Raw genomic sequence first — 19,578 nt, 5'->3', positions numbered from 1 at the left:
TCATGGGTAACCCAGCCGTTTTTCAGTGGGGAAAGTCACTACCCAAAAGAGCTATAGACGTTTTGGCCGTGTAGTCTTCTTGGTGGAGATACCAGGCCGCGCACTGGTCGAGCGCGTCGGTATAGGGCGTCCAGCGCAGGTCCAGGTCGCGCTCGGCCGAGGTCGAGTCCAGCCAGAGATGGCGCTCCCACAAACCAAGCAGCCCCGGCGGCAGTGCGTCGGGAAGTGCGCGCGAGGGCAGGCCCAGGCGCGCCAAGGCGAGCTGCGCAAGTTTCAATGGCGGACCGGCCAGCAGCGCGTCGATGCGCAACTGTAGGGGCGCGATCCGGCGCACGGGCGTGGCCCCGATGGCCAAGGCCAGGTCGACGAAATATTCGTTCCAGCGCGGGCTGTCGGGAGCCGCGAGGTTGTAGGTCCGGATCTCGCCTTGCGGCTGGGGCAAGCGCAGGGCGGCCAATACCGAGCTGCAGACGTCGTCCACGTGGACCAGGTTGGACCAGCCGTCGCCGGCGGCGCCCAGGTCGCCCAGGCGGCCGGCGCGCAGGAACCTCGCGATGCGGCCGACCCACAGTTCGCTGCCCGGACCCCAGACGCAACCTGGCCGCAATGTCACCACCGTACCGCCGGCGCGGGCGAATGCGGCCATGTGCGATTCGGCTTCGCACTTCGCCCGGGCATACCAGCCCAGGGATGGATCGCTGGGCGCCTCCTCGCGTACCGCGCCTTCCAGCGTTCCATAGACAGCCATGCTGCTGAGGTGCACGATGCGCGGGCACTTCGCCGTGATGCAAGCCTGCACCAGCGCCTGCGCGCCCTGGGAAATGGCGGCAGCGCTGCCGGCGACGCAGTTCACGACCGCATCCATGCCGTCGAGCGCCAGGGCCAGCGCGGCCGCATCCATCGTGTCCACGCGCACGCTCTCGATGCCGGCGGCGCGGCTGCGCGAAGAGCCGCTGACGGGACTGGCCCAACCGCTGTCGCGCAGCATCGCGCAAAGGCGTGAGCCGACATAGCCCGAGCCGCCCAGCACCAGCACTCTCATGAGGTCAGCTCCAGCCGCTGGGAAAGATGCTTGCCCAGCCGCAGCGACAGCGCAACCAGCGTCAGAGTCGGGTTCGCCTGGCCCGAAGTCGGGAATACGGCGCTGCCCGCCACGAACAGGTTGCGGACCGAGTGGACCCGGCAATCGGAATCGACCACGCTGGTGCGAACGTCGCTGCCCATGCGCGCCGTGCCGATGTGATGGCCGCCGTACGCGCCGAAGCGCATCAGGTCCTCCTCGAGCGTTTCGCGGCGATAGTCCAGCCGCCCGGCGCCACTGCGTTCCAGCTCCTGCGCGATCAAATCCAGCGTGCGCCCCACCGATTCGATGTCGCCGCTGCTGTAGCGCCAGTCGACGCGCAGTTGCGGCATTCCCAAGGCGTCGGTCTTCTCAACCAGCGTGATTCGGCTGTCCGCCCGCGGCGCTTGCTCGCCGTGCATTTCCAGGCTGAAGCGGTTGGTTCGGTTGCGCAGGATCACCGAAGGAAACTTGCGCTGCGCCAGCGTCCTGCGGGTGACCCAGTGCGCCAGGAACGCCGTGGTATCGATCGGGTCGGCCACCACGTTGAACAGATGGCGCGCATACAGGCCCGGCGTCATCCGGGTGCCGTCGTTGAGCCGCTTGCCGTATTCGTAGCTGATCAGCCCGCGTGCCAGGAACAGCCCCGACAGCACGCCGTTGCGATGGCATGGGTCGGTGATGCGCGGGAAGTGCAGCCGCGCCACGGCATTGGCCAGCCCGTGCCGGCGCTGCTCGCTCGCGGCAACCGCGAACCGCCGGCGGCAATACACGCCTTCGGGGGTGACCTCATAACCATGGCGCACATCGTTCGGCCGGCCATTGAGCACCAGGGTGCCGACATTGCCGGCCACATGGCACATGTAGTAGCGGCCGACGACGTCGTGTTCGTTGCCTACGCCCGCCGGCGCGACATCACGCGACGCCAGCAGCAACCGGGCGGTCTCCAGCCCGCCCGCGGCGAGCACGGTCGCCCGGGGCGCCACGCAGAAGCGCTTGCCGGCGAGGGTCGCGACCTCGAGTTCACGCACGTCTTGCCCGTCCGCTTCCAGCCGCACCGCGGTGCAGTTCGCGCCGAGCAGCACCTTCACGTCCGATGCGACCTGCAGGCGCCGCGCGTAGCGCGTGCCGAAGTCGGTCGGACAGGAGAAGCGTTCCAGCCCGTTGGTCCGCACGATGGGGCTGTCGAAGCCGCGGATCATCGGCTGCGCCGCGGGCCCGAGCGCTTCTTCGGCGTCATAGCTGAAACGGCCGGCTTCGGCCAGGGCATTGGCCTGCGGATAAAAGGGCAGCAGGTCGTCGAAGGAGATGGGCCAGCCGCTGTGCGGCACCTGGCTGCGTGTCTCGAAATCGATGGGGTCCAGCGGCATGCAGCGGCCTCCCCAGATGGTGGTGGAGCCACCCATGCGGCGCTGGCGATATTTGTCCGGCGGGCTGTGCAGGCGCTCGTCGCTGACTTCGCCCTCATAAAGGGCCTGGGTCGCCTCGTGGGGGGTGGTCCGGCCCGACTCCAGCAGGAGCACCGTCAAACCCTGGCCCGAGAGGGACAGCGCCAGCGATATGCCGGCGGCCCCTCCACCCACGATGCAGACGTCGGCCGCCAGGCGGGAACCGGATTCGACTGTGTTGGCGTCGACGATCAAAGAGCGTGCTCCTCGGCCGCTGCGCCGCAATCCCGAGGCTGCGCGGCGACGCCGAAGGCACGCTGGTGGATGCGAGCGACGCTCGAGAAGAACCGGGATAGCGAGAACTGCTGTTCGTACAGCGCCCGGCCGTTGCGGCCCATCGCCTCCAGCTGCGCAGGCTCCTTCAGCACGTCCTGCAGCACGGCCGCGAGGTCGTCGACGTCGCCCGGCGTCACGAAGCGGGCATCGATGCCGTCGGTCAGCAGCGAGGGAATTTCGCCGACCGGTGTGCAAACGACAGCCACGCCGTTGGCCAGCGCTTCGAGGATGACCAGCGGCAGGACCTCATCGAGCGAGGGGAGCACCAGCACATCGGAAGCCGCCAGCAGGCGCGCCGTCTTCTGCTGGTCGCACCAGCCTTCGAACTTCACGAATTCGTCGATGCCAAGCGCCCTGGCCTTGGCCTGATATCCCGCCACGTCGCCGCCACCGGCGATGACCACCTGCAGGCGGCCGCGATCGAATCCCGGCTTGCTCAGGGCCTGCAGCAGGATGGACACGCCCTTGAGATCGGAAAGGTTGCCCAGGAACAGCACGCGCTGGGAACCGCCGGGCTGGGGCGTGCGCCGCGGCTCGATGGCCTCCGGGACCCCGTTGATCACGATGGCCACGCGCTGGGCGGGAACGCGAAGTGCCTGGATCACGAAATGCCGGGCCACTGGCCCGATCACCACCACCGTGGTGGCCATGGCGAATACCGACCGCGTCATGCGCTGCAGGACGGCGGGGAGGGCGGCATAGAAACTCTGCATGTCGGCGTGCAGGTGAAGCACCACGGGGACGCCGAGCGCGCGGCACACGGCGACGATCGCGCCCTTGCGGAACAGGCTCATGCGCGCGGCCAGGTTGACGTGCACGCCGGCGAGCCGGCCCGACAGGTGCCCGCGGATGATCTTCACCAGGGCCGTCAGCAGCACCCACAGCGAGAACGCCGGACTGGCCGCGCCGCGCGAGTCCAGCGGGCGCAATTGCGCGGCATGCGGCGGGGTCTGCGCTGCCTGCGACTGGATCAGGTAATCGGCCACCTTGAACATGCCGCCCCCGACCGGTGTCCAGGGACAGGCGATGTAGATGTACAAGCCGGTGCTGTCGGCCGCGGCCGGGACGGGAAAAGCTTCGGACGAAAGAGGAGCTTGCTGTGTCATGCGTAGTGTTCGTAGCGGGGTTCCAAAGCCTGGGGCGGTTCCTGGACGACGCGGCTTGCAATGCGCTCGCGTGCCGGGCGGCGTCGATGGAGTAGTCCACGCACCAGCCCGGCGGCGGCGAAGCACCATGAGGCGACCGAATAGGCGGCGCGCGTCCAGGAACGTTTGCGCCACGCCATGAGCAGCAGCGGTGCCGCAGCCGCCGCCGCGAAGCCCAAGACGCGCACGGGCACCGGCGCTTGCCAGAACGGAATCGCGAGCAGGACGGCCCACCAGACAAGCACGCCCAGGTAGATGCGCAGCTCGCGCAGATCACGCCACACCAGCCGCATGTGCCGCTGGCCGGCCGCGGCGCCGAGCAGCTCGCCGAGGCCGAACGCGTACCTGCTGCGCCAGCGGCGCAGCAGCAACTGATAGGGCGGGATGTCATGGCCGTAGTGGGTGGCGACATCCACGGGAATGCGCCACAGCTTCCAGCCAAGCGACCGCAGGCGCGCGGCCAGATCGAATTCTTCGTAGCTGTGCAAGTTGCGGTCCGAGACGTAGCCGCACTCCTCGATGGCCCGGCGCCGGTAGAGCCCGCCGCCGTCGAGCCGATCGACTTCACCCGGCGACAGGTGCGCGGCCGCGCGCAGTCCGCGCTCGCGGTACTCGAGGCTTTCGGTGTTGAGCTCGACCAGCCGGCCACCCACGCCGGCAGCCTCGGGATGCTGTGCGAGAAACGAGAGCGCGTCCGGCAGGAAGCCCCGCACCATCCGCATGTCGCCATCCAGCAAATAGACATACTCGCCGCGCGAATGTTGGTAGCCCAACTGCGGACCGACGCCGCAGCATCGCTCGCTCCCGTTCAACAGCTGCACGACGCGAATCGGATACTGCGAGGCCAGCTCCACGGTGCGGTCGGTCGAGTGGCCGTCCGCGAGGATCACCTCGCCGCCCACCTCGGCAACCGCCGCGAGGCTGGACTCGATGGCCGCGCAGATGTTCTTCTCTTCGTTGTACGCCTTGATGATCACGGACACGTTGCATCGCGCCGCCCGGCGTCCGGGATTTGAAGGGGACGCTGCGTTCATGGGAGCGTTCCTTGCTGGGCGAACTGGTCGGCGGCGCGAAGGCGCCAGCGCTGCCAGCGGTCGGCCACGTTGGCGGGCAGCAGCAGCGCCATCAGCGCCGTCAACTGCCACCTTCTGCCGGTTGCCGCATGCCGGGCGCGCATCAGGCAGCGCAGTGCATCGCGGCGCCTGCCTGCGGCCAGCAGTTCGCGCGCCAGCGTGATCTCTTGCTGGGCCACGAACCACAGTGCCGAGCGCCTGTGCCGCGAGGGGATGGTGCCATCCAGTGCCCGCTGGCGCATCCTCACCATGAAAGGCGCCAGCCCGCGGGGTTGCGCCGCCGTCAGCGAACCGGGCACGGCGACCCGGTAAGCGGCGAGCGGCACGTGAGCCAGTGCAACAGGGGTTTCGTCGGCGAGGCGAAACCACAGGTCGAGATCCTCCCCATGCGACTCGCCCTCCACGAAGCACGGCCGCATCTGGCGCAGGCGCTCGGTGCGCACGGCCAGGCTGCTGGTGAAGAAGGGCATGCTCTTCATCCAGCGCGCGCGCAGGTCGTCGATCAGTTCGATTTCGCAGAACGCCTCTGGCACGGGCCACTCGTCCAGGTCGCCGCCATCGCTTTCGTACACCTGCCGGAAGGCCGTCGCGAGCATGTCGGCGTCGGGATAGGCCCGATGCGCGCGAGCCAGCCCCGCCAGGAATTCAGGGTGGTGCCAGTCGTCCCCGTCCAGGAACGCGACCCACTCGCCCTGCGCCATCGCGATGCCACGATTGCGCGCCGCCGAGACGCCGGCGTTGGCTTGCCGCACCAACCGCACCCGCGGGTCGCCGATTGTCTCGACCAGTTCGGCGCTGCCGTCGGTGGAGCCGTCGTCCACCACGATGATCTCGTGCGCAGGCAGGGTCTGGGCCAGGGCCGAGCGCACCGTTCCTTCGATGAACCGGGCCTTGTTGTACAGGGGTATGACCACTGAGAATTTCATGAGGCGGTCCGGTAAATGGTGCTCGTGCGGACATCGGCGGCAGGCACGCGGGCGCTGGCGGCCGAGGCCAGCGTGATGATCAGCAGCAGGTGCGCGAAGATTTCAGTTCCATAGCCGAGCAGGATGAGCGGGACTTCGCTGACCGACAGCAGTGCCAGCGCCACGAACAGGGCAAGGCTGAGCCCTTGGGTGGACCTGGCATAGCGCACGGAAAGGACCAGCAGGACAAGGGCGTAGAGCACCAGGGCGGCAGCTCCCACGCTGCCGGAGCGCGCCAGCGTGTCCATGAATTGATTGTGCGCATTGGTCGCGTTAGGCATGTTGATGCTCGCGCGGAACGCGTCGTTCCACAGATCGGGCCCGTAGCCGAACAGCGGGTTGGCCTGCCACTCTTCCATGGCAACCGCCCAAATCTGGTCGCGTCCGGTCATCGATACCAGTTGTGCGCCCTGCGCGGTGTCGAAGAAGCTGGCGACGTCGGAACCGACGTCTGCGAACACCAGTCCCCACAGAAGCACCAGGGCGATGGCGATGGCCGACAGGCAGGCGGCGACGCCGAAGGCGCCGTCCCTGGGGTCGCCAAGGCGGTGCCAGGCGCTTGGGCCGTTGCGCACGGCCAGCATGGTCATCGCGCAGAGCAGGAAAGCAATCCACGAAGTCTTGGACTGTGCAATGAACAACACCCCGAGACCCAGGAGCCACGCGGCCCGGTTGAGCCAGCGATTGCCGAATGGCTTGCACCACAGGCAAAGAAGCGCCGTGACGGTGAACATGCCCATTGCCACTGGATGCGGCGCCAGGCCACCGTGGCGCGGCAGGCCCGGAATCAAACCCTGCCGGTACGAGGCGTCCATGACGAGCGCCGGCATCAGCGGTATGAGCAAGACGCCGGCCAGTATCAACAAGAACAATGCGTTGCGGGACGCGCCCAGGATCTTCTCGCGCTCCGGCACCGTGGTCAGCAAGGCCGCGAAGCCGAAGACGAGCGGGTAGAGATACTCGTGCGCGATGCGCGGGTGCGAGCCGAGCAATGCCGGAACGGCCACGCCGCACAGCCAGAAAATGACGAAGGCGGCGGTGAGCACCGGCGAAGGCATGCGCCTGTGCGAAGCGAAATGGTTGAAGATCCGTTCGGCGGACGCGGCCAGGAGGATCAGCGAGACAACTCGCTGCGCCCACGGAATGAAAGGATGTTGAACGCCGCCGCCGCCCGCCAGCTCGTTGAAATTTTGTGAAAGGTCGCGCCCCGACAGCAGCGCGGTGAGGGCCACCATCGCCAGCATCGCGGGGAAAACCCAGTGGAGGAAACCGATAGGGCGTTTCATCATGCCTGCCCCCCGGGATCGCCCAACCCGAAGCCGGGAACAAGCCTGGCGAGGGCGCTACGTGCCTCCAGGCCCAGTACCTGGGGCCGCACCAGGATCAGCAACAGCATCGCCGCCATCGCGCACATGCCACCCGCATACAGCGATACACCGGGGAAGGTCAGCGTGGCGACAGCGTGCTGGCCCGCCAGCACGGCAACGGCTGCGACGACTGAAAGGCACAGTCCGCGCGCCGCATAAGGCACGATCGTCAACCACCGCAGTTGCAGGGCATTCAGGGCGGCCGTCACGATCACCAGCGCGCGGGCGAAGATGACGATCGCCGAGACGATAGCGACACCACGAATGCCCGCGGGCGCAAACAGCCACCAGGCCGGCCCGGCCAGCGCCAGCAAGGGCAGCTGCAGCAGGCATTCCTGGTGCTTGCGTCCGGTGTTCCACAACACGGGCGTCGTCAGTCCCAGGCACGCCCAGGCCGGCAGGCACAGGAAGAGCACCGCCAGCACCCACGCCGATTCCATCCACGCCCGTCCATACAGCAGGCTCACCAAGTCCGCGGACAACAGCGCCAGCGCCACCGAGACGGGAGTCACCAGCACCAGGATGCAGGCCATCGCCAGTAGCCATCCCTGGGCCAGCCGCTCGGGTTCACCCTGCAGCTTGGCGCCCGTGGCCAGGAAGGCCGGCTGCAGCGAACCTACCAGCAACACGTTGGGAATCGAGGCGAGGTTGTACGCCACGGTGTAGAGGCCCACCGCGTGCGCATTGAGCACGCGCCCGATCAGCACGCGATCGAGATTGCCCAGCAACCAGTTCACCACGTTGGTGAGGAAAACGGTACGCCCGGTGGAGAGCGCGGCGGCGCCGCCCACGTGAGAGAAGAGGGGGCGCAGCGGATGGGGCCTGGCCGCATAGACCCCGATAAGGGTGACGGCCGACTGCACCACGCATGCGGCGCCCAGCGCATAGGCGCCATATCCGTTCAATGCCATCGGAATGCCCACTGCCAGGTAGCCCGCCGCGTAGCTGGCGATCTGTATCAGGCCGAGCGCGCGGAAGTTCAGGTCGCGCTGCAGCAGGCAAGTCGCCGGCGCGCCGGCGGCCATCAGCAAGCTCGCGAGTGCAAGCAACTGCACCATGCCCTCCACGCGCGGGTCGGAGAAGAAAACCGCGATCGCCGGCGCCGCTGCGTACATCGCAGCGGCACACAGGAGGCCGGCCATCATCTGCCAGGTGAATGAAAAGCGGATGTCGTCACGCGTCACGGTGGGCAGCAGCATCAGGTTCCAGCTGAAACTGCCGCCCGCCAGGAATGTGGCGAAGGTGAGGATCGCCATGCCGATGCCGTACACGCCGAAATTCTCCGGCCCCAGCATGCGGGCCAGTGCGATTTGTGCCACCAGCTGCAGCGCGAACCGGGCGATGGTCGTGAGCGCGCTCCATTTCAGCGCCCGCTCCGCCGAGGTGGCCAGACCGCCTGCTGTCATTTATTCGCGCCGTAGCGCCGCAGCGCTATGCCTGACATGAGCGCCAACGCCGCGAGCAGCATGGCGGGCCCGCCCCGCCGTGGCGGCTCCTCCTGGTCCGCGGTGGCCCTGGCTGAAACTTCGCGTGCGATGGGCGGTGCGTCGTGCGTGCCGGCTGCAGCGGTCTTGATCAACTCGCCCCCGGGACGCACGGCGCCTGCTGTCGGCATGGGTGCTGGCTTGGTCTTCTTGACGACTTCGGCGCCCGGACGCGTGTCGAGAGCGGTAGGTAAGGAGTCCACGCACTGCGCGAGGGCAGCGTGCGCAAAAATGCAGAGAACGACAGCGGTCAGTAAACTGTGCATCTGGCTCTCCTGGCAATAAGGTCAAACTGATTTTGCGTCACCATCAACAATCAAAAAGGCGTGGGTCATGGCTCGTTCAGGCTATTGCACGGATACGCTTGCCGCCATCGATGAAGGCAGAGCTGCATCGGTGCGAGAGGATGAGCCTGACTGATCGTAGGAGCCGCCCATGGGGCACCGTGTAGGACTCGGGCGATAGTTCTGGTGCGCTTACGCGACGACGCGTAAAAGCGTGTTTTTACGACGCGGACGCACCGTCGTCGCCCTCGTCATGAAGTGGGCGCCGAACCGCTGCCGGGTTGCCCTGCGGCAACTGGAGACCTGCTGCCTCGCAACCACGGTCCGGACCGGGCCGGAGGGGGCCTGCGGCAGTTGTCTGACTTGTCCTACACGTGAGAAATGTCGCGCTACTTAGCATGCTTGCATGCGCCACAGCCGAACCGAACATTCGAGATTGCAGGCCTTGCAGCAGGAAGTTGCGCGTGCGGAGGCTGACTATCAGCGCCTGCGCGCCGCTTATCTCGAAATTGCGCGCACTGAGCCTGGCCACGAAGTGGCGCTGGCCATGATCGGCAGCGACATGGACCGCGCCCACGCCAACCTGCAGGCCCTGATCGGGTTGCCGCGCCTGCCTTTCACGCATGAGCCCAGCACCGTCGTCAGACGTGAAGCTCAGCGGCTGGTGCACGAAAACACCTGACGCGCCCGTCGGCGCGGGCCGACACGCGTTTGGCGTGCTCGCTGAGGCCGCCCCGACCGGACCACTGCCACCATCGGGTCAAAAGGAGTTCGCATGATCCCCTATGACGTTGACCCGAGCTTGCATTCCAGCGAACCCGAGGCGCCCTCGCTCGAAGATGGCTTTTCGCCGCCGAACGAAACCAGGCCTGAAGCGCGCGAAGCGGCGGCCACCCAGCCCATCGATCCCGCGCTCTGGAACAAAAGCGCGTTCTGATCATGTCGACTCACCCTGTCGAACCCGAACCTTTGTCGCCGGGGCCAGAGCCCACGGCCCCGAATCCGACCCGCCTGCCGGTGGAGCCCGAATTCGGCCCGCAACTGCCGCCGGCCGAGCCGGAGGATCCGCGGGGAAAACCGCCTACGCTTTGAGGAAAACGAGATGAACCATTCCATAGCACCCGGCGCGATACCAGCACCTCGAGGGCTGGAAAAGGAGGAGCCTGAGTTCGCGAACGAGGAAGACATTCCGAGTGACGACGACCGCGTCGGCACCTCGGGCGAAGCCGCAACCGACGGGCGGCCACTGCGCGACGTCGAACGCGAGTAACCGCCATGGCCAGCACCCCGGCGCCTACGACCCCGCCGGCGGAGCAGCCCAAGCCTGTGAACCCGGAGCCGCAGCATGAGCCGCTTGACCCGGAAAAGGGCCGCGTGAAGACGCCTGAGCCCGGCAAGTCCGATCACCCCACCCAGTAGGGGGGCCTACGCAGGGGGCGTGCCGAGCAAGGCCTGCGCCTCTCCGTCCTGCCCGGGTACCGGTGTCGCTTTCGCCAACGCCATCCATACGCCAAACGGCAGGCCAGTTCGCTTCCTGCGTGGCGCTGCACGGGCCACGACCAGGCGCCCGCCATCCAGCACCAGCACGCCGCACTCGGGCGGCACTTCGTCCGGCTCGGCAATACACCGCCCCTCGGCGTCGCAGCCGAGTACGTACCAGCACTCTCCCAGATCCAGGTAGGCCGCCCGCTTGGCTTCCTGCCGCAAATCGCCCAGCAAGTCGGCGCGCCGCACCTTCACCTCATGAACGATGGGGTCCACATAGGTCTCCACCGATGTATTGCGAATTGAAAAAACGTCGGGCTTGGCCACGCACCAGCGCAACGGCTTGGCGGGATCCTCGGCGGGGACTTGTGCGCGCAGGCCAAGCCCGCGCCAGGCGATGCGGCCGGCGCGGGACATCTCCAGCGCCACGCGCTCAACCAGTGCTTCGTGGGCGGAAAGGGCCGCGCGGTTGGCGGCCAGGGTCGCGGCCAGCAGCCGCACACCGGCATCGGTCACCCGCAGTGACTCGTGGCCGGACGGAGCCTGGACACGATCGAGCATGCCGGCCGCCAGCAGCTCGATCTCGAGCGGATCCTGGCAAGGCCAACCGGCCGAGCGGTATATCTCGCGCAGCCTTCGTGAGTGGGCCTTGCCGAGAGCAGCCGGCGGTGCGGAGGCGAGAGTTGTAATCGGAGAAAGGGGGCTCATACTTCGCAAAGTCAGTTTAGCGCCGGCCGGCGTCTACGACGCGCACCGTAGGCTCGGTCCCACGGCTTTTGTCGCGGTTGCCTTATCGCCTTACTTAAGTATTCCTCCACAATGATCCTATGGTTGAGAACGCTAAATACGGCATCACAGCCCTGCGCTACGCGGGTGCGCAGATCGTCGAGGCCATGATGGGCTTGATCGACACCACCCAGGCGAACTGGGACTTGCGGCCGACACCCACACGCCTGACCGAAGTCGTCGACCGCCTGGTCGAGGGCGACACCGTGATCAGCCTCTTCCCCGATGACGAAGGCGGCCTGCAAGCTGGGCCTGAGGTCAAGGTGGACGTATTGCCCGAGGGCACCGAAACCCTGGCCCTGGATGAGGAAGAACCCGGCCGCAGCCTGCGCGATCTGCCGCGCTTTTAGGTGCTCGTCCTAGCGGCCACGCGACCCGGCAGTTTCAGCAGCCCGGTCGACAAGGCCGTGCCGCAGACGATAACCAGACCGCACAGCAGCATCCAGCCCGTGACGCTTTCGTCCAGGAACAGCACGCCGTAGAACACGGCGAAGACCGGCACGACGAAAGTCACGGCCAGTGCACGTGCAGGGCCGGCCTGCTCGATCAGGCGGAAGTACAGCACATACGCAATGCCGGTGCAGACCACGCCCACCGCCACGAGAGACAGCCACGCCTGCACGCTTGGCATCTGCGTGGGCCAGAACCAGAGCGCGGGCAATGCCAGCCCGAGCGTCGCACCCAGCTGGCTGCCGGTGGCGGTGGCCAGCGGGGGCACGCCGCTCAGGTAGCGCTTGGTCGCACTCGCGGCCAGGCCGTAGCACAGCGTCGCGAACAGGCAGGCCATCACGGCCCAGGCCGGGGCCACACCCGAGGCGTCCGGCTTGAAGCTGGCCTTGTCCCATGCGAGCAAGGCGACGCCCGCGAACCCGATGGCCAGGCCCAGTACACGCGATCCGGTCGGCCGGTCCTTCAGCCACAGCCACGCGATGAGCGCGCCGAACAAGGGCACAGTGGCGTTCAGGATGGCGGACATGCCCGTCGTGATCGACAGCAGCGCGAACGAGTAGCAGGCGAAGGGGATGCCCGAGTTGAGCACACCGATCAGGAAGACGGGCTTCCAGTGCTGGCGCAGTTGCGGCCCGAGGCCGCGCAGCCACAGCAGCGGCAGCAGGAACAGCGAGGCTATCGCCACGCGCACGGCCGCCGTGGGCAGGGCGCCGAATTCCACGGCGCCCAATCGCATGAAGAGGAAAGACGCGCCCCAGATGGCGGCCAGCAGGATGAAGTCGATGATCGAGCCTCGGGTCACATCAATGCGCCTTCGAGCCGCAACAGGGCGCCTTTTCGTTCCAGCCCGCCCGCGTAGCCGGTGAGCGAACCATCGGACCCCAGCACCCGGTGGCACGGCACGACGATGCTTACCGGGTTACGTCCCACCGCCGCGCCCACCGCGCGGACGGCCGCGGGCTGCCCGATGCGATGGCTCAGGGTGCCATAGCTGGTGGTCCCGCCGCGGGGGATAGAGAGCAGTGCCTGCCACACCGACTGCTGGAAGGCGGTGCCGCCCTGCAGATCCAGCGGCAGGTCGAATGCGGTGCGCGTGCCGGCGAAATATTCGTCCAGCTGCTGCATTGCCTTGCACAGCAGGGGGTTGCCAGGCGCTGCCGGCCAGGCCGAGCAGTCGGGCAGGTGGCGCTGGCCATCGAACCACACGCCGGCCACTCCGCGCGCGGTGGCCGCGACGATCATGGGACCCAGGGGGCTCCGGTAGCGCGCCTGGACGATGGAAGTGTCGAATCTCATTGGGACTCCTGTGGGATTGTCATTGCGTGCCAGGCCCGGATCACGGCGTAACTGCGCCATGGCTTCCATGCCTGCGACGCGGCTTGCGCCGCCCGCGCCGGGTGGGGGCCGCCCTGCACGCCCATTGCTTTGTGCAGCGCCACGTCGCCGGCCGGAAACGCATCGGGCCAGCGCAGCGATCGCATCGCTATGTACTGCGCGGTCCAGTCGCCGATGCCCGGCAGTTCCTTGAGCGCGGCGATGGTGGCCTGCACGTCGGCGCCGCCGTGAAGCGCAAGACGCTTTTCGGCCACTGCCTGCGCGATGGCGACGATCGCGGCCTGCCTTTGCTTGACGATGCCCAGCTGGCCGAGCGCGTCGCCGCCGGCGCCGGCCAGTACCGCAGGTTCGGGGAAAAGGCGGGTGAGCTCGGGCAAAGGCGTGGCTATGGGTTCGCCGAAGCGGTCCACCAGTCGCTGGGCAAGCGTGCGCGCGGCTGCCACCGTGATCTGCTGGCCGAGCACGGCGCGCACTGCCAGCTCGTAACCGCTCATCGCGCCCGGCACGCGCAAGCCGTCGCCGTGCGGAAAGCTCTCGTGCAGGACGCTGTTGATGGCCATGGGGTCGGCGTCCAGATCGAGCGCCGCTCGCATGCGATGGATCACGATCGGCAACACCTCATGCAGGGTGTCGCTCACGCGCAGCACCAGTTGGTGCCGGGTTTCGTCGAACTCGGCGACCAGCCATCCCTTGTGCCATTTGCCGGCGGATTCGATCGCCAAAGTGCGGCCGGTCTTGTTGCCGTCGCCTTCAGCGCTCACGAACTCGATGCCCGAGATCCGGCGCTTGCGGAAAAAGCCGAGCATGGCCTGCACGTCATAGGGCGGCCGGTAGCCCAGGCGGATGGCGAAGCCGTGGGCCGGGGTCGCCGTGCCTTCGCGCCGCAGCTGCGTCGGGTTGAGGCCATAGTGTTCGACGAACGCCGAGTTGAAGCGCCTGACGCTCTGGTAGCCGCTCACGAGCGCAATCTGGGTCATGGGCAAGTCGGTATCGGCCAGCAGTTGCTTGGCCGTGAGCAGGCGCCTGGTCTGAAGGTATTGCACGGGCGAAACGCCGAACTGGGCCTCGAAGATGCGCCGCACGTGGCGGTCGCTCACGCCCAGCCGCTTGGCCAGCTGCTCCACCGATGGCGAGTTGTCGGCCCAGGCTTCCGGTTCGTCGAGCAGGCGGGCTGCCTGGTGCGCCAGGATATAGCTCGCATCCTGAATCGACCAGGCGACCGACTGCGGGGCCAACTCGGGCCGGCAGCGCAGGCAGGGGCGGAAACCCTCGCGCTCGGCTTGGGCGGCATGGCCGAAGAAGCGGCAGTTCTCGCGCTTGGGCATGCGCACCCTGCAGACCGGCCGGCAGTAGATGCCGGTCGAGGTGACGCCGATGAAGAAGCGGCCGTCGAAGCGCGCGTCGCGGGCCTGCAAGGCCAGGTAGCAGGCGTCGGGTTGCAGGGTCGCGGCATCGGGGTTCATGCGGTCCATGATACGCAGCGCCGCGCCCTCGGCTAGCCGTTTTCGGACATGTCCCTACAGGTCGGCATCCACGCCGACGGCCTCTTCGACGCGGGCCACGCCGTCGGCTTCCAGGAGCCGGTCCAAGCCGTGGGTGACGGCGCCGACAATGCCCGGCCCTTCGTAGACGAGCGCCGTCATCAGCTGTACCAAGGAGGCCCCCATGCGGATCTTGCGGTACGCGTCCTGTGCCGTGAAGATGCCGCCCGAGCCGATGATGCGGTAGCGCGAGCGGTCCATGCGGCGGTAGAGCTCGCGGATGGTCCGGTCCGCTGCATGCGAGGCCGCGGGCCCCGATACGGCACCCGGCATCGTCGCCAGCATCGAGGCGGGCGTGACCAGGCCGTCGGGCTTGCCGGGAGGCAGGTTCACCGAAAAGCCGGCCACCCAGGGCGAGGGCTCCACCGTGCCCAGGAACCTCTCGAGGTCCAGCAAGGTGGCGAACGGTGCGACCTTGAGGAAAAGCGGTTTCGTGAGGTGCACCGCGTCGAGCCCATCGAGCAGCTGGCGCAGGCGCGCCGGCTCGTGGAAGAAGCCGCGGCCTTCGCGCGTGTTGGGGCAACTCAGGTTCAGGCACAGGTAGTCGGCTGCTGGTTGCAGGCGGCGCACCGATCGCAGGTAATCGCCGATCACCGCTTCGTCCAGCTCGGCGGCGCCGGACGGCCCGCGGTTGGTGCTGACGATATTGATGCCCAGTGGCGCGCAGGCCCGCAAGCTCGCCAGGCGCTCGGCGACGCGGATGGCGCCATCGTTGGGCAGGCCGTAGTTGACGACGATGCCCCGGTCCTGCGGGATGCGAAACAGGCGCGGCTTGGGATTGCCCTCGGAAGGCTCGGCCGAGATCGACCCGACCTCGACGTGGCCGAAACCCAGCGCCGCCAGAAAAGGAACCGCCCGGGCGCTCTTGTCGAAGCCGGCCGCCAGTCCCAGCGGCGTTCGAAACCGCAGGCCCTTGATTTCGATCTCCAGTCGGGGCGCCCGCACCGCGCGGCTGCGCTCGATCTGCGAACACAGCCATGGCGACGACGAGGCAAGCTCGGCAGTGGCGATGGCGAACCTGTGCGCCGTTTCCGCACCAGTGGAAAAAAGCACCGGGCGCAGCAGCGACCGATAAATGTCCATGGCCCGATTGTGCTGCCGCCGCGGCCCTCGAAGGTGGGCCCAAAGCCTACAATTCGCCCTTCGCACTCGACCCAGGGAAGACACATCAATGCAACTTTCGCCGTCCATCTTCAAGGCCTACGACATTCGCGGCATCGTGCCGTCCACATTGACCGAAGAGGTGGCGCAAGCGCTGGGGCACGCATTCGGCACGCTCGCGCAGGTTGAAGGCGAAAAAGTGGTCGCCGTCGGGCGCGATGGGCGGCTCAGCGGGCCGGCCCTCAGCGCGGCGCTGGTGCGGGGTTTGGTGGCGTCGGGGGTCGACGTGATCGATATCGGCATGGTGACGACGCCGATGCTCTACTTTGCGGCCAGCACGTTGTGCACGAGCGGCATCCAGGTGACCGGCAGCCACAACCCCAAGGACTACAACGGCTTCAAGATGGTGATGGCCGGGCGGGCCATCTACGGCGAGCAGATTCAGGCCCTGCGCCGGGAGATGGAGAAAACCGGGACGGGTGCTACCGCCGCGAAGCCCGGAACCATCCGCAACGTCAACCTGCTGGCGCCGTACCGCGACCGCATCGTCCAGGACGTGAAACTGGCGCGGCCCATGAAGATCGTCGTGGACTCGGGCAACGGCGTGGCCGGTGCATCCGCGCCCGGCATCTTTCGGGCGCTGGGCTGCGAGGTGATCGAGCTCTTCAGCGAGGTCGATGGCAACTTCCCCAATCACCACCCCGATCCGAGCAAACCCGAGAACCTGCGGGACCTGATCGCCGCGATCAGCAAGCACGGTGCCGAACTGGGCCTGGCCTTCGACGGCGACGGCGATCGCCTGGGAATCATCACCCGCGGCGGTAACAACATCTATCCCGACCGCCAGATGATGCTGTTCGCGCAGGATGTGCTCACCCGCGTGCCCGGCGGCACCATCCTGTTCGACGTCAAGTGCACGCAGCGCCTGGCCCCTGCCATTCGCGAGGCCGGCGGCATACCGCTGATGTACAAGACCGGCCATTCGCTGATCAAGGCCAAGATGAAAGAGGTGGCGTCTCCACTGGGCGGCGAGATGAGCGGCCACATCTTCTTCAAGGAGCGCTGGTTCGGCTTCGACGACGGCACCTACGCCGGCGCGCGCCTGCTGGAAATCCTGTCGCGCCATGCCGATCCCAGCGCCGTGCTGGATGGATTGCCCACCAGTTTCTCCACACCCGAACTCAACGTGAAGTGCGCCGAGGGCGAACCGCACGCCCTGGTCGAAAAGCTGGTGGCCAGCGCCTCTTTCGAAGCGCCGGCCCAGATTTCCACCATCGACGGCGTGCGAGTCGACTGGCCGGACGGCTTCGGCCTGATCCGCGCCTCGAACACGACGCCGGTGCTGGTGCTGCGCTTCGAAGGCCAGACCCAGGACGCATTGCACCGCATCGAGCGCGACATGCTGGCGCTGCTGCGGCGCCTCAAGCCCGACGCGCAGATCGAGCAGGCGGCGCACTGATCCCGGACCGGGTGACCCCGGTCAGCCGGACAGTACACAATGGCGAGTTGTGAAGATTCTGATCGTCAAGCTCTCCTCGCTGGGTGATGTCGTCCACGCCATGCCGGCGGTGCAGGATATCCGCGCCGCCATGCCGCAGGCCCGCATCGACTGGGTGGTCGAAAAATCCTTTGCGCCGCTGGTGCAGCGCTGCGAAGGGGTGCAGGCGATCATCGGCTGCGAGCTGCGGCGCTGGCGCAAGTCGCCGCTCGGGGCACAGACCAGGCATGAGTGGCGGGCCTTCCGCGACGAATTGCGCAGCCAGGCTTACGACGCCGTGATCGACCTGCAAGGGCTGACCAAATCGGCGCTGGTGGCACGCGTCGCCCGCATGGCCGAAAACGGCAAGCGCTTCGCACTGGCCAATCAAACCGAAGGGTCGGGCTACGAGGCTGCGACACGCTGGGTGGCCGACGTCGCGATCCGCATCGAGCCGCGCGTGCATGCGGTGGCTCGCTCCCGCGAGCTGTGCGCCCGGGCGCTGGGCTACGAGGTTCCGGCGCCGCTGCGGTTCGGGCTGAAAGCCGGCGCGGACACGGCGATGCGTTGCGTGGCATTCGTGCACGGCACGTCGCGCGACGACAAATGCTGGCCCGAGGCACATTGGGTGGACCTCGGCCGCCGGTTGATCGGGCAGGGCTTCAGCCTGGGCCTGCCGCACGGCAACGAGCCTGAGCGCGAACGCAGCGAGCGCCTCGCCGCAGCGCTGGGACCGCAGGCGCAGGTGTGGCCGCGGCTTGACCTGGGACAGCTCACCGATCGGCTCGCGGCGTGCGCGGGCGTGATCGGCGTTGACAGCGGCCTCAGCCACATCGCGGTGGCGTTGGATCTGCCGCATGTGCAGATCTACAACTTCGACACGGCATGGCGCACTGGCCCGTCGCTGCACTCTGGACCGCAGCGGCAGCAAGCTGTCTATGCACAGCCCACGCCCTCCGCCGACGCGGTGTGGCAGGCATGGCAACAGGTGCAAGAAGCGGCTTCATGATCCGCTCGCTCTATTCGCTGCTGGCATCCGGCGCCCAGCTGTTCCTGCGTCGAAAGCTCAGGCGGCGGGGCGTTGCGGAGCCGGGCTATCTCCTGGCCATGGAGGAGCGCTTCGGCCGCTACGCCGACACGGCGCAGCCGGGGGCGTTGTGGATCCATGCCGTATCGCTGGGCGAAACCCGGGCCGCGGCGATCCTCATCGAACGCCTGCGCGGCTTCGAGCCCGGCCTGCGCATCCTGCTCACGCATGGCACGGCCACCGGCCGGGCCGAAGGCGAGCGCCTGCTGCGGGGCGGCGACCGCCAGGCCTGGCTTCCCTGGGATACGCCCAAGGCCGTGCGGCGTTTCCTCAACCATTTCCAGCCGAGCGCGGGCGTGCTGATGGAAACCGAGGTCTGGCCCAATCTGGTCGCCGCGGCGAAGGCGCGTGAGCTCCCGCTGGTGCTGGCCAACGCGCGGCTGAGCGAGAAGTCGCTGTCGAAAGCGCGGCGCCTGTCGCGGCTGTCGCGTCCTGCCTATGCATCGCTGACGGCGGTATGGGCGCAGACCGAGGCTGATGCCCAGCGCCTGGCCCAGGCCGGTGCAACCGTCAAGGGTGTCTTCGGCAACCTCAAGTTCGATGCGCCGGTCGATGTGGGGCAGGTCGAGCAGGGCCGGAATTGGCGTGTGGAATCGGCACGGCCGGTGGTGATGTTCGCCAGCTCGCGCGAAGGCGAGGAGGCCGATTTCTTCCGGGTCCTGAAGGCGAACCGCGAAGTGGCGCAGGCCGGCTGGGCGCGCCGCTCCACCGACCTGATCGAGCCGCATGTGCAGTGGCTCGTCGTGCCCCGGCACCCGCAGCGCTTCGACGAGGTGGCCGCGCTCGCCCAGCAGCATGGCATGACGGTTTCGCGCCGCAGCCAGTGGACGGCGCAGCCGGAGGCCGCCGACGTGTGGATCGGCGATTCGCTGGGGGAGATGGCGCTGTACTACGGCCTGGCCGACGTCGCCTTGCTGGGCGGCAGCTTCGCCCCGCTGGGCGGACAGAACCTGATCGAGGCGGCCGCCTGTGGTTGCCCGGTGGTGATGGGCCCGCACACCTTCAATTTCGCCGAAGCAGCGCAGCTGGCGCAGGAGGCCGGGGCGGCGCTGCGGGTAATGAGCATGGAGGAAGCCGTGCGCAACGCGGTCACGCTGGCCGGCAATGTGATGCGGCGTGGCGCGGCCGTGCAAGCAGCCACCGCGTTCTGCGCTGCGCACCAGGGCGCCGCCACGAAAACCGCCGAAGCGGTGCTGGCGCTGCTCGCGCGCTAG

At 67.7% G+C, this 19,578-nt stretch carries 21 protein-coding genes; 8 read left to right on the top strand and 13 right to left on the bottom strand.

Annotated features, from left to right (window positions below; all coding sequences use genetic code 11):
• Positions 1 to 22: 22 nt before the first annotated feature.
• From HNE04_RS16740 to HNE04_RS16705, 8 genes are read right to left on the bottom strand one after another with little or no spacing between them, the layout of a single operon-like run.
• Positions 23 to 1,042, bottom strand: a complete 1,020-nt coding sequence (locus tag HNE04_RS16740) for an NAD-dependent epimerase/dehydratase family protein (RefSeq protein ID WP_172221476.1) — start codon at positions 1,040 to 1,042, stop codon at positions 23 to 25.
• Positions 1,039 to 2,703, bottom strand: a complete 1,665-nt coding sequence (locus HNE04_RS16735) for an FAD-dependent oxidoreductase (RefSeq protein ID WP_172221473.1) — start codon at positions 2,701 to 2,703, stop codon at positions 1,039 to 1,041. Before HNE04_RS16735 ends, HNE04_RS16740 begins: the two co-directional genes overlap by 4 nt.
• Positions 2,700 to 3,890: a glycosyltransferase family 4 protein gene (locus tag HNE04_RS16730; protein WP_172221471.1), complete on the bottom strand. Its 1,191-nt coding sequence runs from the start codon at positions 3,888 to 3,890 to the stop codon at positions 2,700 to 2,702. The genes HNE04_RS16735 and HNE04_RS16730 overlap by 4 nt, the downstream gene beginning before the upstream one ends.
• Positions 3,887 to 4,963, bottom strand: coding sequence for a glycosyltransferase family 2 protein (locus HNE04_RS16725; protein ID WP_172221468.1), 1,077 nt, complete (start codon positions 4,961 to 4,963; stop codon positions 3,887 to 3,889). Before HNE04_RS16725 ends, HNE04_RS16730 begins: the two co-directional genes overlap by 4 nt.
• A complete protein-coding gene (locus HNE04_RS16720) occupies positions 4,960 to 5,928 on the bottom strand; it encodes a glycosyltransferase family 2 protein (RefSeq protein WP_172221465.1) in 969 nt (322 codons plus the stop codon). The genes HNE04_RS16725 and HNE04_RS16720 overlap by 4 nt, the downstream gene beginning before the upstream one ends.
• On the bottom strand, positions 5,925 to 7,256 hold the full coding sequence (locus HNE04_RS16715; RefSeq protein ID WP_172221462.1) for an O-antigen ligase family protein: 1,332 nt from the start codon (positions 7,254 to 7,256) through the stop codon (positions 5,925 to 5,927). The genes HNE04_RS16720 and HNE04_RS16715 overlap by 4 nt, the downstream gene beginning before the upstream one ends.
• Entirely contained in the window at positions 7,253 to 8,740 is a 1,488-nt protein-coding gene (locus HNE04_RS16710; protein WP_172221459.1) for an oligosaccharide flippase family protein, read from the bottom strand. The genes HNE04_RS16715 and HNE04_RS16710 overlap by 4 nt, the downstream gene beginning before the upstream one ends.
• A complete protein-coding gene (locus HNE04_RS16705) occupies positions 8,737 to 9,084 on the bottom strand; it encodes a hypothetical protein (protein ID WP_172221456.1) in 348 nt (115 codons plus the stop codon). The genes HNE04_RS16710 and HNE04_RS16705 overlap by 4 nt, the downstream gene beginning before the upstream one ends.
• 424 nt (positions 9,085 to 9,508) lie before the next feature.
• Between HNE04_RS16705 and HNE04_RS16700 the strand changes: the two genes are divergently transcribed.
• The 4 genes from HNE04_RS16700 (at position 9,509) to HNE04_RS16685 (ending at position 10,521) form a co-directional block, all read left to right on the top strand.
• The gene (locus tag HNE04_RS16700) at positions 9,509 to 9,784 is read left to right on the top strand and encodes a hypothetical protein (RefSeq protein WP_172221453.1); all 276 of its coding nucleotides are present in this window, start codon (positions 9,509 to 9,511) and stop codon (positions 9,782 to 9,784) included.
• A gap of 93 nt (positions 9,785 to 9,877) precedes the next feature.
• The gene (locus tag HNE04_RS16695) at positions 9,878 to 10,039 is read left to right on the top strand and encodes a hypothetical protein (RefSeq protein ID WP_172221450.1); all 162 of its coding nucleotides are present in this window, start codon (positions 9,878 to 9,880) and stop codon (positions 10,037 to 10,039) included.
• Positions 10,040 to 10,204: 165 nt separating this feature from the next.
• Complete coding sequence (locus tag HNE04_RS16690) at positions 10,205 to 10,372, top strand: hypothetical protein (RefSeq protein ID WP_172221447.1); 168 nt, start codon at positions 10,205 to 10,207, stop codon at positions 10,370 to 10,372.
• Between the two features lie 5 nt (positions 10,373 to 10,377).
• Positions 10,378 to 10,521: a hypothetical protein gene (locus tag HNE04_RS16685; RefSeq protein ID WP_172221444.1), complete on the top strand. Its 144-nt coding sequence runs from the start codon at positions 10,378 to 10,380 to the stop codon at positions 10,519 to 10,521.
• A 6-nt stretch (positions 10,522 to 10,527) separates the two neighbouring features.
• Here HNE04_RS16685 and HNE04_RS16680 read toward each other — a convergent pair whose 3' ends face one another.
• Positions 10,528 to 11,295, bottom strand: a complete 768-nt coding sequence (locus HNE04_RS16680; protein WP_172221441.1) for a hypothetical protein — start codon at positions 11,293 to 11,295, stop codon at positions 10,528 to 10,530.
• 119 nt (positions 11,296 to 11,414) lie between these two features.
• Here HNE04_RS16680 and HNE04_RS16675 point away from each other — a divergent pair, with 119 nt between their 5' ends.
• Positions 11,415 to 11,723, top strand: coding sequence for a hypothetical protein (locus HNE04_RS16675; RefSeq protein ID WP_172221438.1), 309 nt, complete (start codon positions 11,415 to 11,417; stop codon positions 11,721 to 11,723).
• Here HNE04_RS16675 and HNE04_RS16670 read toward each other — a convergent pair.
• From HNE04_RS16670 to HNE04_RS16655, 4 genes are read right to left on the bottom strand one after another with little or no spacing between them, the layout of a single operon-like run.
• A complete protein-coding gene (locus HNE04_RS16670; RefSeq protein WP_172221435.1) occupies positions 11,720 to 12,625 on the bottom strand; it encodes a DMT family transporter in 906 nt (301 codons plus the stop codon). The two genes, HNE04_RS16675 and HNE04_RS16670, sit on opposite strands and share 4 nt — an antisense overlap.
• Positions 12,622 to 13,119, bottom strand: a complete 498-nt coding sequence (locus tag HNE04_RS16665; protein ID WP_172221432.1) for a methylated-DNA--[protein]-cysteine S-methyltransferase — start codon at positions 13,117 to 13,119, stop codon at positions 12,622 to 12,624. The genes HNE04_RS16670 and HNE04_RS16665 overlap by 4 nt, the downstream gene beginning before the upstream one ends.
• On the bottom strand, positions 13,116 to 14,621 hold the full coding sequence (locus HNE04_RS16660) for a DNA-3-methyladenine glycosylase 2 family protein (RefSeq protein ID WP_172221429.1): 1,506 nt from the start codon (positions 14,619 to 14,621) through the stop codon (positions 13,116 to 13,118). The genes HNE04_RS16665 and HNE04_RS16660 overlap by 4 nt, the downstream gene beginning before the upstream one ends.
• A gap of 54 nt (positions 14,622 to 14,675) precedes the next feature.
• A complete protein-coding gene (locus HNE04_RS16655; RefSeq protein ID WP_172221426.1) occupies positions 14,676 to 15,782 on the bottom strand; it encodes a quinone-dependent dihydroorotate dehydrogenase in 1,107 nt (368 codons plus the stop codon).
• Between the two features lie 88 nt (positions 15,783 to 15,870).
• Here HNE04_RS16655 and HNE04_RS16650 point away from each other — a divergent pair, with 88 nt between their 5' ends.
• Genes HNE04_RS16650 through HNE04_RS16640 form a run of 3 tightly spaced genes read left to right on the top strand, consistent with a single transcriptional unit; the run spans position 15,871 to position 19,578 of the window.
• Entirely contained in the window at positions 15,871 to 17,259 is a 1,389-nt protein-coding gene (locus HNE04_RS16650; RefSeq protein ID WP_172221423.1) for a phosphomannomutase/phosphoglucomutase, read from the top strand.
• Positions 17,260 to 17,308: 49 nt separating this feature from the next.
• Entirely contained in the window at positions 17,309 to 18,286 is a 978-nt protein-coding gene (gene waaC, locus HNE04_RS16645; RefSeq protein ID WP_172221420.1) for a lipopolysaccharide heptosyltransferase I, read from the top strand.
• Positions 18,283 to 19,578, top strand: coding sequence for a 3-deoxy-D-manno-octulosonic acid transferase (locus HNE04_RS16640; RefSeq protein WP_172221416.1), 1,296 nt, complete (start codon positions 18,283 to 18,285; stop codon positions 19,576 to 19,578). The genes waaC and HNE04_RS16640 overlap by 4 nt, the downstream gene beginning before the upstream one ends.

It is taken from the genome of Caenimonas soli (assembly GCF_013155545.1).
In the GTDB taxonomy this organism is placed as follows: Bacteria; Pseudomonadota; Gammaproteobacteria; order Burkholderiales; family Burkholderiaceae_C; genus Ramlibacter; species Ramlibacter soli.
This window is presented reverse-complemented; position numbering and strand designations above follow the sequence as displayed.

Excerpts from the sequence above, each read along its gene's own strand:
- HNE04_RS16740 (WP_172221476.1), bottom strand. The coding sequence starts at position 1,042 with ATGAGAGTGCTGGTGCTGGGCGGCTCGGGCTATGTCGGCTCACGCCTT.
- HNE04_RS16690 (WP_172221447.1), top strand. The coding sequence starts at position 10,205 with ATGAACCATTCCATAGCACCCGGCGCGATACCAGCACCTCGAGGGCTG.
- HNE04_RS16715 (WP_172221462.1), bottom strand. The coding sequence starts at position 7,256 with ATGATGAAACGCCCTATCGGTTTCCTCCACTGGGTTTTCCCCGCGATG.
- HNE04_RS16680 (WP_172221441.1), bottom strand. The coding sequence starts at position 11,295 with ATGAGCCCCCTTTCTCCGATTACAACTCTCGCCTCCGCACCGCCGGCT.
- HNE04_RS16685 (WP_172221444.1), top strand. The coding sequence starts at position 10,378 with ATGGCCAGCACCCCGGCGCCTACGACCCCGCCGGCGGAGCAGCCCAAG.
- HNE04_RS16655 (WP_172221426.1), bottom strand. The coding sequence starts at position 15,782 with ATGGACATTTATCGGTCGCTGCTGCGCCCGGTGCTTTTTTCCACTGGT.
- HNE04_RS16650 (WP_172221423.1), top strand. The coding sequence starts at position 15,871 with ATGCAACTTTCGCCGTCCATCTTCAAGGCCTACGACATTCGCGGCATC.
- HNE04_RS16725 (WP_172221468.1), bottom strand. The coding sequence starts at position 4,963 with ATGAACGCAGCGTCCCCTTCAAATCCCGGACGCCGGGCGGCGCGATGC.
- HNE04_RS16700 (WP_172221453.1), top strand. The coding sequence starts at position 9,509 with ATGCGCCACAGCCGAACCGAACATTCGAGATTGCAGGCCTTGCAGCAG.
- HNE04_RS16640 (WP_172221416.1), top strand. The coding sequence starts at position 18,283 with ATGATCCGCTCGCTCTATTCGCTGCTGGCATCCGGCGCCCAGCTGTTC.
- HNE04_RS16730 (WP_172221471.1), bottom strand. The coding sequence starts at position 3,890 with ATGACACAGCAAGCTCCTCTTTCGTCCGAAGCTTTTCCCGTCCCGGCC.
- HNE04_RS16675 (WP_172221438.1), top strand. The coding sequence starts at position 11,415 with ATGGTTGAGAACGCTAAATACGGCATCACAGCCCTGCGCTACGCGGGT.
- HNE04_RS16710 (WP_172221459.1), bottom strand. The coding sequence starts at position 8,740 with ATGACAGCAGGCGGTCTGGCCACCTCGGCGGAGCGGGCGCTGAAATGG.
- HNE04_RS16720 (WP_172221465.1), bottom strand. The coding sequence starts at position 5,928 with ATGAAATTCTCAGTGGTCATACCCCTGTACAACAAGGCCCGGTTCATC.
- HNE04_RS16705 (WP_172221456.1), bottom strand. The coding sequence starts at position 9,084 with ATGCACAGTTTACTGACCGCTGTCGTTCTCTGCATTTTTGCGCACGCT.
- HNE04_RS16660 (WP_172221429.1), bottom strand. The coding sequence starts at position 14,621 with ATGAACCCCGATGCCGCGACCCTGCAACCCGACGCCTGCTACCTGGCC.
- HNE04_RS16665 (WP_172221432.1), bottom strand. The coding sequence starts at position 13,119 with ATGAGATTCGACACTTCCATCGTCCAGGCGCGCTACCGGAGCCCCCTG.
- HNE04_RS16695 (WP_172221450.1), top strand. The coding sequence starts at position 9,878 with ATGATCCCCTATGACGTTGACCCGAGCTTGCATTCCAGCGAACCCGAG.